This is a genomic window from Pseudomonas sp. 01L34 (assembly GCF_056400265.1).
This window is the reverse complement of record NZ_JBFTSX010000008.1, coordinates 214,541-227,406: the sequence shown is the minus strand read 5'-3', so window position 1 is coordinate 227,406 and position 12,866 is coordinate 214,541. Positions and strand designations below refer to the sequence as shown.

Below are 12,866 nucleotides of genomic sequence, written 5' to 3'. Positions count from 1 at the left end.
ATGACCCGGTGTCTGGTCTGGTGGTTGCTGTGTTTGATTCCTGCGCTGGCGACAGCGCAGGACGAGCCGCTGCGCCTGGGCTTCAAGGGTGAGCTGCTTGCGTTGAGCCAGACTCAGGTGATCTCGCGTGAGCCATTGCCTGATGACTTGCAGACGCCGTTGGGCAGCTTGTGGAAGCTGTTTGTCTACGGCTGGCTGGTGGACACCGGCGCGCGCGAGCCCGCTTATGAATGTCGCGGACAATCGAAGGAAGAAGTTTATTGCTGCACGGCGGGCGGCACGATCGGGCGTGATCAGGCGTTGGTGAAGTCTTGCGGCTTGTACTTTGAGCCTGCGCGCCTGGGCATTGCCGGCGCACAGTGGCGCGAGTATTGGCAGGCCAGACAAGCGCCGAAATGGTTGCTGGATTTGCCGTCGTTGCAACCGCAGACCCGGGTTTCGGTGGCGGAGTTGTTGAAGGTGTTGGCCGTGATGCCGGCGCAGGATCAGGCGCGAAGGGTGTTGCTCGATGTGGTGCTCAATGCCGCGGATGGCAATGTCGTGGGTGAACTCGGTGGTCGGTTGCGGGTGAAAACCTGGAGCTGGCTGGGGGATCAGGATCCTTCGTCGCGCCAAGGCGGATTCGCGGGCTGGACGGTAGACGGCACGCCGATCTGGGCCGGTGGGCGCGGCACCAGCCAAATGGTGTTGCGCCATTATGGTCAGGCGCTGGCGACGGTGCTGCCCTCGTCGTGGCCAGCCGAGGCAGGGAAGTGTGTTGAGGTCGGTCTGTTCGCGCGTTATCCACTGAAACGCGTGTTGTCGGGGGATCGCGTTATAGCGCCCGGCCCTTTGCAAGGCGACTACCGCGTCGAGTTCGCCAACGGCAATCAACTCGATATCCACAGCGACGGCGAGTTGTTCTTGCTCAAAGACAAACTCGTCGCCCGCCTCGATCGTGAAGAATACGTCGCCCGCGTCCTGCAGCGTGAAGCCAGGCCTGAACCCGTCGAAGCAGCCAAAGCCCTGGCGGTCGCGATCCGCACCTACCTGCTGCAAAACGCCACCCGCAACGGCGACTGCTTGAGTATCGACGACAGCAGCAGTCGACAGCGCGTCGCGCCACGTCCGGCCGCCACTGAATCGCGCAACATCGCCGCGTGGACCAGCGATCTGGTTCTCGCAGGCAGCAACGTCACCTATCACTCCGACCAACCGGGGCCGGACAAACTCTCCTGGCAGCAAGCCGTCGAACAAGCCAATGCCGGCCAACGCTACGACGCCATCCTGCTGCATGCCTACCCGCGCGCCAGCCTCAGTCGCTGGGACAACCCGGTCGCCTCCTGCGAAGCGCTGCCCGCCGCGCAAGACTGGCTGCAAAACCAGCGCCGCGGCTGGCGCCAACGACTCGAAAGCGAAGTTGGCTACAACGAAGTCAGCACTTTCGCCGTCTGCCGCCTGGCCTTTGGTCGTCCGTTTGTCGACCGCGAACGCCAGCGCATCTACGTACGCGGCGTGCAGTCGTTGCAAGACCGCCTCGACCTGACCCACGAATACCTGCACCTGGCCTTCGAAGCACACCCTAACGGCCAGGATGAAACCTACATCGAAGGGCTCGCCCGTCACCTCTTGCTGGAATAGGCCATGAAACTCCGTTATCCACAGGTCTTGCTGTTGTTTTGCGCTTTTTGCGTACTGCCAGCGACATTTGCCGCCGTCAAACTTGATACGCCCATTGGCGGCTGGCGTACCGGCGCCCCTGAAGGCGAAGGCGAAAACTTTCGTCAGACGGTCAATTACCCGGCCTCGTCGGTCAACACCCCGGTGGGCCAGGCCAACACGGCGCGCATTACCGGCCAGATCCAATCCACCCCCAAGAGCAATGAGCCCGGCAAGCTGATCGTCAACGGCGTCAGCATGCCACTGAAGATCGATCCCGCCGGTCACTTCGACCGCCCGTTCTCATTCCCCAAAGGCAGCAACAGCGTTGAAGTCCGCAGCCCCGATGGCCAACAACGCCACCGCACACAGTTTCTTAACGCCAGCGGCGGCGCAACCCCGGCCAAGTTGCGGGTGCTGCTGTCCTGGGACAGCGACAACACGGATCTGGACTTGCACCTGATTACGCCCGACGGCGCGCACATCTGGTACGGCGATCGAGTTGCACCCAACGGCGCAGCGCTGGATGTCGACGTGACCACCGGCTACGGCCCGGAAATCTTCGCCATGCCCGCGCCGATCAAGGGGCAATACCTGGTGTACGTGAACTACTACGGTGGTGGGTATCGCAGTGATGACGAAGGGCAGGAGGATGCGGTTCAGCCGCTGACCACTGCACAAGTGACGGTGATTACGGAGGAGGGGACGCCTGATGAAAAAATGGAGACGTTCCTGGTGCCGATGCGGGCGGTGGGGGAGTTGACGTTGGTTAAGGGGTTTAGTTATCCGTGAGGGGAGATCGTCTCGGCAGTGCTGAGACCTTTATCCCATCCGTATCAGCTGCCGAGCCTGCGAGGCTGCGTTCGAACCGGGGTCGCGCTCGACCGAAGTCCTCGCATATCCGCTGTACACGGTCTTCCTGAAAGAACCGGTTGCCTGATTTTACGACTGCTTCGCAGCCGGACGCAGGCTTCGCCAGCTGCTACAAGGAGTGCGGCGCTTGATGAGGCGGCTGAGGTTGGTTCGAGGAGGAGGGCGCGGGATTATTCCGGGCATTAAAAAGCCGGCTTGTGGCCGGCTTCTCGGGGACTGGCTTGGTTTATTTTTGGTAAGCCGCGCCAGCCTTCAAAACGTACACCCGGATCTTGCGTCCGGCTGTGGGACTTGGCGAGAAAGTGATCTGCCTTGTCGGTGCGATCTGAGCCTTGGAAAGGGTCGATGCGCAAATGTGGGGCGCAGCATACTGATTTTTTTGAGGAATTCCCAGCTTGGCGTGCGGGGTAGAGCTTTGCGGGAATGATTTTGTGTGGCCGCTTTGACCCTGTGGCGAGGGGGCTTGCCCCCGTTGGGGCGCGGAGCGTCCCTGAAGTGGGTAATCCCGAAGCACCGCATGTTCAGGTTTTGCGACTGCTGTGCAGTCGAACGGGGCGGTGCGGCGTTCCGACAAGCCCCCTCGCCACATTGGATCGCAGGGCTTTGTATTTACAGGAACGGTACGGACGGTCTGCGTTTGTTGAGCGTGGACCACCAGAACACCCATCCCAATACCCTGATGTTCTGCTTGTCGATCTGTTCGGCATTGAAGATCTCATCCGGATACTCAGCACGGTTGTGGCTGCGCAGTCGCAGCGCATTTCCCGGCATCCGGTGCAGGTACTTGATCCGCAACATCCCGTCATGTTCGATCGCATAGATTTCGCCATCGATAATCTGCGTAAGCCCGCGATCAATGGCGAGGGTAGAACCGTCTTCAATCTTTTCGGCCATGCTGTTGCCGATCATATGGGTGCAGATGGCATTGGCATGTTTGATTTCCAGGGAGTCGAGGTAGCTGTGGGGCAGGCGGATGGATTGGCCGGGGTCCTCGACGACGTGGGTTTTGTTGGAGCCTGGGGCGGTGGCGGTCTCTTTGAAGAAGGGCAGTTCGACGTCGATGGGTTCGATCACCGTGTAGATGCCCCGGATGGCTTGGGCGTCGAAGGTGTTGCCGGACTCGTCGAGCACACGCAGGCGTGAGGACTCTTTAGGGCCTTCGCCGGTTTTCAGCCAGTCACTGTTGACAGACAGAAGTCGGGAGACTTCCTCCATGCGATAAGCGGGCACACCACGGGTGTACCAGTTATGGATATTTTGCGCTTCCGTGTCGAAGAAAGCGGCAAATCCTGTCGTTGTGATGTTGGCTGCTTCGAGGAGCGCTCTGAACCGTGGGCCGCTAGTGTTCTTTTTCATAAACACGAGTCTACGGGCGCAGGATGGGGGTTTGAATAAACGACCCGTTCAAATTTCGAGGGAAATTTAAGACCGGATGTAAGACGCTTTTCGTAAAAAATAAACAGGCAAACACCCAGGCCGAAATGCTCAAAACTCGTTGTTAAAAGCGTTCCAGGCAGGCACAAAAAACCCCGGATCAACCGGGGTTTTTCTTGAAGCGTGAGGCTAGAAACTAACCGTTGCTTCTCAGCCTTTGTAGGCAGCGACCGACTTGGTGATCGCGGCGCGGGCGGCGTCTGCGCCGTCCCAGCCTTCGATTTTCACCCATTTGCCTTTTTCGAGGTCTTTGTAGTTCGCGAAGAAGTGCTCGATCTGCTGGATCAGCAGGGCTGGCAGGTCGGTGTATTCCTTCACGTCCACGTACAGCTGGGACAGCTTGTCGTGTGGGACTGCGATGACTTTAGCATCGCCGCCGCCGTCGTCGGTCATGTTCAGGATGCCGACTGGACGCGCGCGGATCACCGAACCTGGAGCAACCGGGTAAGGAGTCACGACCAGCACGTCGAGGGGATCACCGTCGTCAGCCAGGGTGTTCGGGATGTAACCGTAGTTGGCCGGGTAGAACATTGGGGTGGCCATGAAACGGTCAACGAACAGGCAATCGCTGTCTTTGTCGATTTCGTATTTGATCGGCGCGTGGTTGGCCGGGATCTCGATCGCGACGTAGATGTCGTTCGGCAGGTCTTTGCCAGCCGGAATCTTGCTGTAGCTCATTGGGCGGTGCCCCCGTTAGTTGACCAAAAACACTTGGCCGGATTGACCAAAAAGTGGCGGCGATTATAGGCATATTCCGCCACCGTTGCTATGTGCCAGAGGTCGTGTAGACCTTAGTCGTGAGCCTGATAGACCGGATCATTGGCCTGAAGTTGCCTAAGCCTTGCCAAGGGATCCTGCCGGTAAAACAGCCTCAACTGCTCGTAGACCTGTGGATAAGCCTCGTAAAGCAGATCCGGGGCGCTGAAGAAGTATTCGCTGGTGACCGCGAAGAACTCGGCGGGGTTTTCCGCGGCGTACGGGTCGATGGCGGTTTCAGCGTCCGGGTTGCGCTCCAGTTGCCGGTCGAGGTCGTCATAGGCTTCCTGCATGACCTTGGCCCAGTCGCTGACGCGCATGTCGGCGTGCAGCGGTGGCAGGCCATTGGCGTTGCCGTTGAGCATGTCGAGTTTGTGTGCGAGTTCGTGGATCACCAGGTTGTAGCCTTCCCAGCCACCGCTGGCCATTACGCCGGGCCAGGCGAGGATGATCGGGCCTTGCTGCCAGGCTTCGCCGCTGTGTTCACCATCCCATTCGTGTTCGACGCCGCTGGCATCGCGATGGCGCTGGGGGCTGAGGAAGTCGTCGGGGTAGAGGATGACTTCGTGAAAGCCCTGATACCAGTTCAGATCACCCAAATGCATGAGCGGTAATTGGGCCTGGGCGGCGAGCAGTAGGCGCTGCTCCTGGTGGAGTTCGACGCCGGGCAGGGCGGTCAGGTGTTTGTCTTGCAGGAACAGCACGCTGGCTTCGCGCAGCCACTGGTCTTCAGCCGCGCTGATGCCATCGAGGAAGCTCAGGTGATGGCGCACCCGTTGCCACATGTCGTCGGCAATCGGATGCCTGGCCAGGGTGCGCCGGCGTCGCCAGGCGCTAAGGGACCACATCGTCAGTCAGCGGGGTTCGGCTTTGGATGCAGCATTAGCGAGACGGCTGCGGATCACGCCAATGATCATCGGTAGCAGCGACACCAGGATGATACCCACCACCAGCAGCGACAGGTTTTTCTTGATGAACGGTACGTTGCCGAAGAAGTAACCGAGGGTTACCAGGCCACCCACCCAGAGGATGGTGCCGAAAACGCTGAAGGCAAAGAAACGCGGGTAAGGCATTTTGCCAACGCCGGCGACGAACGGGGCAAAGGTACGGATGATTGGCATGAAGCGCGCCAGGGTCACGGTTTTGCCGCCATGTTTGTCGTAGAAATCGTGGGTTTGTTGCAGGTAATCGCGGCGGAAGATTTTCGAGTTCGGGTTACTGAACAGCCGTTCGCCGACGGTGCGGCCGATCACGTAGTTGGTGCTGTCGCCGAGGATCGCCGCCAGCATCAGCAGGCCGCCCAGCAGTACCGGATCCATGCCGCCACCGGCCGCCACGGCGCCTGCGATGAACAACAGGGAATCGCCCGGCAGGAACGGCATCACCACCAGTCCGGTTTCGCAGAAGATCACCATGAACAGGATGGCGTAGATCCATGCTCCGTAGTTGTTCACCAGCATCTCGAGGTAAACATCGAGATGCAGAATAACGTCGATCGGGTTGAAATCCATGGAAAGCACCTGTGGTGATGGCCCGACTCAGCAGGCCTGTGCGGATAGCTTCGCGTAAGACTACAGCGGGGTGTGATTTTTCTTACGAGCCGTGAGGTGTGGGCATTATACGGGGTGAAAAGTGAAAAACGCGTCGAGTTTGTAGCGAGGAATGTCGATGTGTTTCAGGGTTTGTCGGAAAAGGTCGCAGCCTTCGGTAGCACCTACAGCTTCGAGGTTGCCTCGGTCGATGCAGGCGCTGCCGAAGGCTGCGATCTTCTTGGTGAGCTTAAAGTTCGTCACTGATCGGCAATACGTAATTCTTGAACTCGGTGTCTTCCCTGAACCCGATGGATTCGTAGGTTTTCTGCGCGACTTCGTTGTTGCTGCTGGTGGAAACGCGCATGCGCACGGCATTGGTTTCCTTGGCCATTTTCTTCGCGGTGCGGATCAGGTTGTCTGCCACTAACTGGCGGCGGGCGTCTTCGGCGACGTAGATGTCGTTGAGGATCCACACGCGTTTGAGCGAAAGAGATGAGAAGCTCGGGTACAACTGACAGAAACCCAACAGTTTGTTGTTGTCGTCATCGGCCAGGGCCAGGTAGATCACCGACTCTTTGCGCCGCAGGCGCTTTTCGAGGAACGCTCGGGACGAGTCCGGATACGGCAGGGAACCGTAAAACTCGCGATATTTGACGAACAACGGGGTCAGCAGGTCCAGGTGTTCGAGGGTCGCTTGAATAATCCGCATGGTAGGTCTCGTCTTCAAGTGGCTGTCTTACGTGGTGACGGCGACAGGAAACCCTTGGCGGCCGTGCATCGATCCTGCCTTAAACCAGAATAGAAACGCAATGCGGAAACGGTTCAGGCATCCGACGGACTGAGTAGGAAATTACCTTTCAAACCTGCTCCTGTGTCCGACTCCAGCGTCTGAATCTGGGCTTCGTCCTTCAGATTGACCCCCGATAACTGCCGCCGACAGGCTTCGCGCATCAAATACAGCAAACGGTGTGCCGCCATGCCGTAACTCAAGCCTTCGAGCCGGACATTCGAGATGCAGTTGCGGTAGGCATCCGTCAGTCCGACCTTGGGATTATAGGTGAAATACAGCCCCAGGCTGTCTGGAGAGCTTAATCCAGGGCGTTCGCCGATCAGAATGACCACCATTTTTGCACCCAGCAGCTCGCCAATCTCGTCAGCCACCGCAACCCGGCCTTGTTCCACCAGAATCACCGGTGACAGGGACCAGCCTTCGATAGCTGTCTGTTCTTCCATGCGCGCCAGAAACGGCAAGGTGTGGCGATGAACGGCCAGTGCCGAGAGACCATCGGCCACCACTACAGCCAGATCCACCCCGCCAGGATTGGCTCGTGCGTAATTACGCAGTGTCTGCGCCGACTCGTCACTCAACTTGCGCCCCAAATCGGGGCGCTGCAAATAGCTGTTCCGGTCCGTGGCCGCGCTGTGCAGCAGCAAACTCTCACGCCCACGCTCGGTCAGTTGCGAACTGAGCGCCGTGTGATCGAAAGGCAGGTGCACCGCATCCCGGGCCTGGGCATGGGCGTACTGGAAATCCAGTTGCGCGCGGGTCGGCATACTGGTGCCGGTGCGGCCCAGTGCAATGCGCGCCGGGGTCAGGCGACGCAGTTCCAGCAACGGATTTTGCGGATCGACGGGGGGCTTATCCATATAAACACTCATCCCAGTTGCGCCAATGCCTGGCGGAACGCCGGTGGCAGGCTGTTGCCGAAGTGAATTTTGCCGTCCGCCTGGGTGAAGATGCCCATGTTCGCCAGCCACTGTTCAAACTCCGGCGCCGGTTTCAGGCCCAGGGTTTGCCGGGCGTAGAGGGCGTCGTGGAACGAGGTGGTCTGGTAATTGAGCATGATGTCGTCGGAGCCGGGGATGCCCATGATGAAGTTAATCCCGGCTACGCCCAGTAAGGTCAGCAGAGTGTCCATGTCGTCCTGGTCGGCTTCGGCATGGTTGGTGTAACAGATATCGCAGCCCATGGGGACGCCCAGCAGCTTGCCGCAGAAGTGGTCTTCGAGGCCGGCGCGGATGATCTGTTTACCGTTATAGAGGTATTCCGGGCCGATGAAGCCTACGACGGTGTTCACCAGAAACGGTTTGAAATGCCGTGCCACGGCGTACGCGCGGGTTTCACAGGTCTGTTGATCGATGCCGTGGTGGGCGTTGGCCGACAAGGCACTGCCTTGGCCGGTCTCGAAATACATCAGGTTTTGGCCCAATGTGCCGCGATTCAGGCTCAAGCCCGCGTCGTAGCCTTCCTGTAAAACGTTGAGGTTGATGCCGAAACTGGCGTTGGCCGCTTCGGTGCCGGCAATTGACTGGAACACCAGGTCCAGCGGAACCCCGCGATTGACTGCCTCGATGGAGGTGGTGACGTGGGTCAGCACGCAGGCTTGTGTCGGAATATCGTAGCGCTGGATGATCGCGTCGAGCATTTCCAGAATGGCGCAGATCGAAGCGATGCTGTCGGTGGCCGGGTTGATGCCGATCATCGCGTCGCCGTTGCCGTACAGCAGGCCGTCGAGAATGCTGGCGGCGATGCCGGCCGGTTCGTCGGTGGGGTGATTGGGTTGCAGGCGTGTCGAGAGCCGGCCGCGCAGGCCCAGGGTGCCGCGGAACTTGGTGACCACGCGGATTTTCTGCGCCACCAGCACCAGATCCTGCACGCGCATGATCTTCGACACGGCGGCGACCATTTCCGGGGTCAGGCCGGGGGCGAGGGCGCGCAGGCTTTGTTCATCGGCGGCTTCGCTGAGCAGCCAGTCGCGGAAACCGCCGACGGTGAGGTGGCTGACCGCTTTAAAAGCCTGTTTGTCGTGAGTGTCGATGATCAGTCGGGTGACCTCATCGGCCTCGTAAGGAATCAGCACTTCCTCCAGGAAGTGGGCCAGCGGGGTGTCGGCCAGGGCCATCTGCGCGGCCACCCGCTCGCCATCGTTGAGGGCGGCAACGCCGGCCAGAAAGTCCCCGGAGCGCGCCGGGCTGGCTTTGGCCATGACCTCCTTGAGGCTGTCGAAGCGGTAGGTTTGGGCGCCGACGGTATGGGCAAATACGGCCATGGGACGGTGTCCTCCTGATTCAATAAATATCTCAAATGCACCACTAAACCCCTGTGGGAGCGGGTTCTGGTGCACTTCAATAGGGCAGGCGCCGGGAATCAGCCCGGCGCCGGTGCAATTCAGACACCTTCGAGCATCGCATCCGCCGGCGCATCGGCGCGTTGCTTGGCGGTCAGTTGGAAATACAGGTAACCGGCCACCATGAAACCGAGGAACACACAGCCGATCAGCGCGTTGAACCAGGCCATCGCCACCAGGCACACCACCGCCAGGAACAGTGCGATCCCCGGTACGATCGGGTAGCCCGGCGCGCGGAAGGTGCGCTCCAGGTTGGGTTCGGTTTTACGCAGTTTGAACAGGCTCAGCATACTGATGATGTACATCACGATGGCGCCGAATACCGACATGGTGATCATTGCAGCCGTCAGCGTCATGCCTTGCAGGTTGACCAGGCCGTCGCTGTAGATCGCCGCGATGCCAATCACGCCGCCCGCCAGGATCGCCCGGTGCGGGGTCTGGAAACGCGACAGTTTGGCCAGGGAGGCCGGCAGGTAACCGGCGCGAGCCAGGGCGAAGAACTGCCGCGAATAACCCAGAATGATCCCGTGGAAGCTCGCCACCAGGCCGAACAGACCGATCCACACCAACATGTGCATCCAGCTCGAGTTGTTGCCGACCACGGCTTTCATCGCCTGAGGCAGCGGGTCGTTGATGTTCGACAGTTGGCGCCAGTCGCCGACACCGCCGGCCATGACCATCACGCCGATGGCGAGGAACACCAGGGTCAAAATGCCGCTGACGTACGCCTTGGGAATCGTGCGTTTCGGGTCCTTGGCTTCTTCGGCGGCCATGGCTGCGCCTTCAATGGCGAGGAAAAACCAGATCGCGAACGGGATGGCCGCAAAGATGCCGGGAATCGAGGCCATGCTGAATTCATTGGCGCCCGACCAGCCGTTGAGCACGAAGTTACTGAAGCTGAAGCCCGGTGCGACCACACCCATGAACACCAGCAATTCGGCGACGGCGAGCACAGTGACCACCAGTTCGAAGGTGGCCGCGATGCTGACGCCGAGGATGTTCAGGGTCATGAACACGAAATAGGCGCCAACCGCGGCGACCTTCGGGTCCAGTTCCGGGTATTGCACATTGAGGTAGGCGCCGATGGCCATGGCAATTGCCGGTGGCGCAAAGACGAATTCGATCAGGGTGGCGATGCCGGCGATCAGTCCGCCTCGCTCGCCGAAGGCCCGACGGCTGTAGGCAAACGGCCCGCCAGCGTGGGGAATGGCGGTGGTCAATTCGGTGAAACTGAAGATGAAGCAGGTGTACATCGTCGCCACCATCAATGCGGTGACGAGAAAACCCAGGGTACCTGCGGTGCCCCAGCCGTAACTCCAGCCGAAATACTCGCCGGAAATCACCAGGCCGACGGCAATGCCCCATAGATGCAGGGTGCCGAGTGTGGGTTTGAGCTGTGTAGTAGAAGTCATAAGTCCTCTCTGTCTTTTTTATTGTTTGATCTGTTGGACTTTCGGGTGTGGCGTTCAGGTGTAGAGCGGGCACGCAAAGCCCATGCCAGGCCGGCAGGGCGATGAAGGAGGCGTTTAAGGACGCCATCGCGGGCTTGCCCGCGACGGCCTTCTGAAGGGCGACACAGAAATACCTGTATCGCCCCCGGTTTTTAGAAGAAGCCCAACGGGTTGATGTCGTAGCTCACCAGCAGGTTTTTGGTCTGCTGATAGTGATCGAGCATCATTTTGTGGGTTTCACGGCCGACGCCGGACTTTTTGTAACCACCGAACGCGGCGTGTGCCGGGTACAGGTGGTAGCAGTTGGTCCACACGCGACCGGCCTTGATGGCGCGGCCCACGCGGTAGGCGCGGTTGATGTCGCGGGTCCAGAGGCCGGCACCCAGGCCGAACTCGGTGTCGTTGGCGATGGCCAGGGCCTCGGCTTCGTCCTTGAAGGTGGTGATGCTCACCACCGGGCCAAAGATTTCTTCCTGGAACACGCGCATTTTGTTGGTGCCCTTGAGCAGGGTCGGCTGGATGTAATACCCGGTCGCCAGGCTGCCCTCGAGTTTTTCCACCTTGCCACCGGTCAACAGCTCGGCGCCTTCGCCCTTGGCGATGTCCAGGTACGAAAGGATTTTGTCGAATTGTTGCTCGGACGCCTGGGCGCCGACCATGGTGTCGGTGTCCAGCGGGTCGCCACGCTTGATCTGCAGGACTTTTTTCATGACAACTTCCATGAACTCGTCGTAGATCGACTCCTGTACCAGGGCGCGGGACGGGCAGGTGCAAACTTCGCCCTGGTTGAAGAATGCCAGCACCAGACCTTCGGCGGCTTTCTCGATGAAGGACGGTTCGGCCTGCATGACGTCTTCGAAGAAGATATTCGGCGACTTGCCTCCCAGCTCCACGGTGGATGGAATGATGTTTTCGGCGGCGCATTTCATGATGTGCGAGCCGACTGGAGTCGAACCGGTGAAGGCGATTTTGGCGATGCGTTTGCTGGTGGCCAGGGCTTCACCGGCTTCTTTGCCGAAGCCTTGCACCACGTTGAGCACGCCAGGTGGCAGCAGGTCGCCGATCAGCTCCATCAGCACAGTAATGCCCAGCGGGGTTTGCTCGGCAGGTTTGAGGACAATGCAGTTACCGGCGGCCAGGGCCGGAGCGAGTTTCCAGGCGGCCATCAGAATCGGGAAGTTCCACGGGATGATCTGCCCGACCACGCCCAGCGGCTCATGGATGTGATAGGCCACAGTATTGCCGTCAATCTCGGCGGCGCTGCCTTCCTGGGCGCGGATGCAACCGGCGAAATAGCGGAAATGGTCGGCGGCCAGCGGGATGTCGGCGTTGAGGGTTTCACGCACGGCCTTGCCGTTGTCCCAGGATTCGGTGATCGCCAGCAGTTCCAGGTTCTGTTCGATGCGATCGGCGATTTTCAGCAGCACCAGCGAGCGTGCCTGGGCGGACGTGGCGCCCCAGGCATCGGCGGCGGCATGGGCGGCGTCCAGGGCTTTTTCGATGTCTTCGGCAGTGGAGCGCGGGAATTCGGCAATCGGTTGGCCGTTGACCGGCGAAGTATTGGTGAAGTACTGACCTTTGACAGGCGCGACGAACTCGCCGCCGATGTAGTTACCGTATTTGCTCTTGAACGAAACGATAGCGCCTTCAGTACCGGGGTGAGCGTAACGCATGATGGGTTTCTCCTTGGCTTTTGTGCTTATAAGGGAGGACGCGCCAGAGCGCGGTAACAAGCGTAGAGCAAAGGTTGGGCCACCGCCTTGCAGGTCAGTTAAATCAAGGACTTGTGTGTTTTTTGTCGGACGGCTGGGCGGTGCTTGTGACGCTTGCGGTACAACCCGTGTGACACTTTGTACCGCTTGTGGCACAACCTGTGACCGATGGGTCTTGCCAGCATTGCAATGCGTCGATGGCTGGAGGATGCTGGGCCTCAAATTGCCACACAGGTAATCCTCTGTGGCGAGGGAGCTTGCGTGGCGAGGGGGCTTGCCCCCGTTGGGCAGCGAAGCAGCCCCCAAACCATTCACCTCGATTTACCAGATACACCGCATGCT

11 protein-coding genes are annotated in these 12,866 nt (G+C 59.7%); 2 read left to right on the top strand and 9 right to left on the bottom strand.

What is annotated here, in order from left to right:
• A complete protein-coding gene (locus tag AC1DQM_RS24730) occupies nucleotides 1-1,620 on the top strand; it encodes a DUF2300 domain-containing protein (protein ID WP_477746993.1) in 1,620 nt (539 codons plus the stop codon).
• Between the two features lie 3 nt (nucleotides 1,621-1,623).
• Entirely contained in the window at nucleotides 1,624-2,430 is an 807-nt protein-coding gene (locus AC1DQM_RS24725; RefSeq protein WP_477746992.1) for a YfaP family protein, read from the top strand.
• 690 nt (nucleotides 2,431-3,120) lie between these two features.
• On the opposite strand, the gene AC1DQM_RS24720 is transcribed toward AC1DQM_RS24725, so the two are convergent.
• The 9 genes from AC1DQM_RS24720 to exaC form a co-directional block, all read right to left on the bottom strand.
• Entirely contained in the window at nucleotides 3,121-3,867 is a 747-nt protein-coding gene (locus AC1DQM_RS24720; RefSeq protein ID WP_019581363.1) for a S24 family peptidase, read from the bottom strand.
• A 228-nt stretch (nucleotides 3,868-4,095) separates the two neighbouring features.
• Nucleotides 4,096-4,623 carry an inorganic diphosphatase gene (gene ppa / locus AC1DQM_RS24715; protein WP_007933577.1) on the bottom strand — a complete coding sequence of 176 codons (528 nt, stop codon included), beginning with the start codon at nucleotides 4,621-4,623 and terminating at the stop codon, nucleotides 4,096-4,098.
• 113 nt (nucleotides 4,624-4,736) lie between these two features.
• Nucleotides 4,737-5,549 carry a M90 family metallopeptidase gene (locus AC1DQM_RS24710; protein WP_477746991.1) on the bottom strand — a complete coding sequence of 271 codons (813 nt, stop codon included), beginning with the start codon at nucleotides 5,547-5,549 and terminating at the stop codon, nucleotides 4,737-4,739.
• A gap of 6 nt (nucleotides 5,550-5,555) precedes the next feature.
• Nucleotides 5,556-6,212 carry a DedA family protein gene (locus AC1DQM_RS24705; RefSeq protein ID WP_019650877.1) on the bottom strand — a complete coding sequence of 219 codons (657 nt, stop codon included), beginning with the start codon at nucleotides 6,210-6,212 and terminating at the stop codon, nucleotides 5,556-5,558.
• A gap of 268 nt (nucleotides 6,213-6,480) precedes the next feature.
• Nucleotides 6,481-6,942, bottom strand: coding sequence for a GNAT family N-acetyltransferase (locus AC1DQM_RS24700; protein WP_018925733.1), 462 nt, complete (start codon nucleotides 6,940-6,942; stop codon nucleotides 6,481-6,483).
• Nucleotides 6,943-7,055: 113 nt separating this feature from the next.
• A complete protein-coding gene (gene eutC, locus AC1DQM_RS24695; protein WP_477746990.1) occupies nucleotides 7,056-7,880 on the bottom strand; it encodes an ethanolamine ammonia-lyase subunit EutC in 825 nt (274 codons plus the stop codon).
• Nucleotides 7,881-7,888: 8 nt separating this feature from the next.
• Nucleotides 7,889-9,283, bottom strand: a complete 1,395-nt coding sequence (locus tag AC1DQM_RS24690) for an ethanolamine ammonia-lyase subunit EutB (protein ID WP_018925735.1) — start codon at nucleotides 9,281-9,283, stop codon at nucleotides 7,889-7,891.
• 119 nt (nucleotides 9,284-9,402) lie between these two features.
• Nucleotides 9,403-10,773, bottom strand: coding sequence for an ethanolamine permease (gene eat / locus AC1DQM_RS24685; RefSeq protein WP_019650879.1), 1,371 nt, complete (start codon nucleotides 10,771-10,773; stop codon nucleotides 9,403-9,405).
• A 191-nt stretch (nucleotides 10,774-10,964) separates the two neighbouring features.
• A complete protein-coding gene (exaC, locus tag AC1DQM_RS24680; RefSeq protein ID WP_018925737.1) occupies nucleotides 10,965-12,485 on the bottom strand; it encodes an acetaldehyde dehydrogenase ExaC in 1,521 nt (506 codons plus the stop codon).
• Nucleotides 12,486-12,866 lie beyond the last annotated feature (381 nt).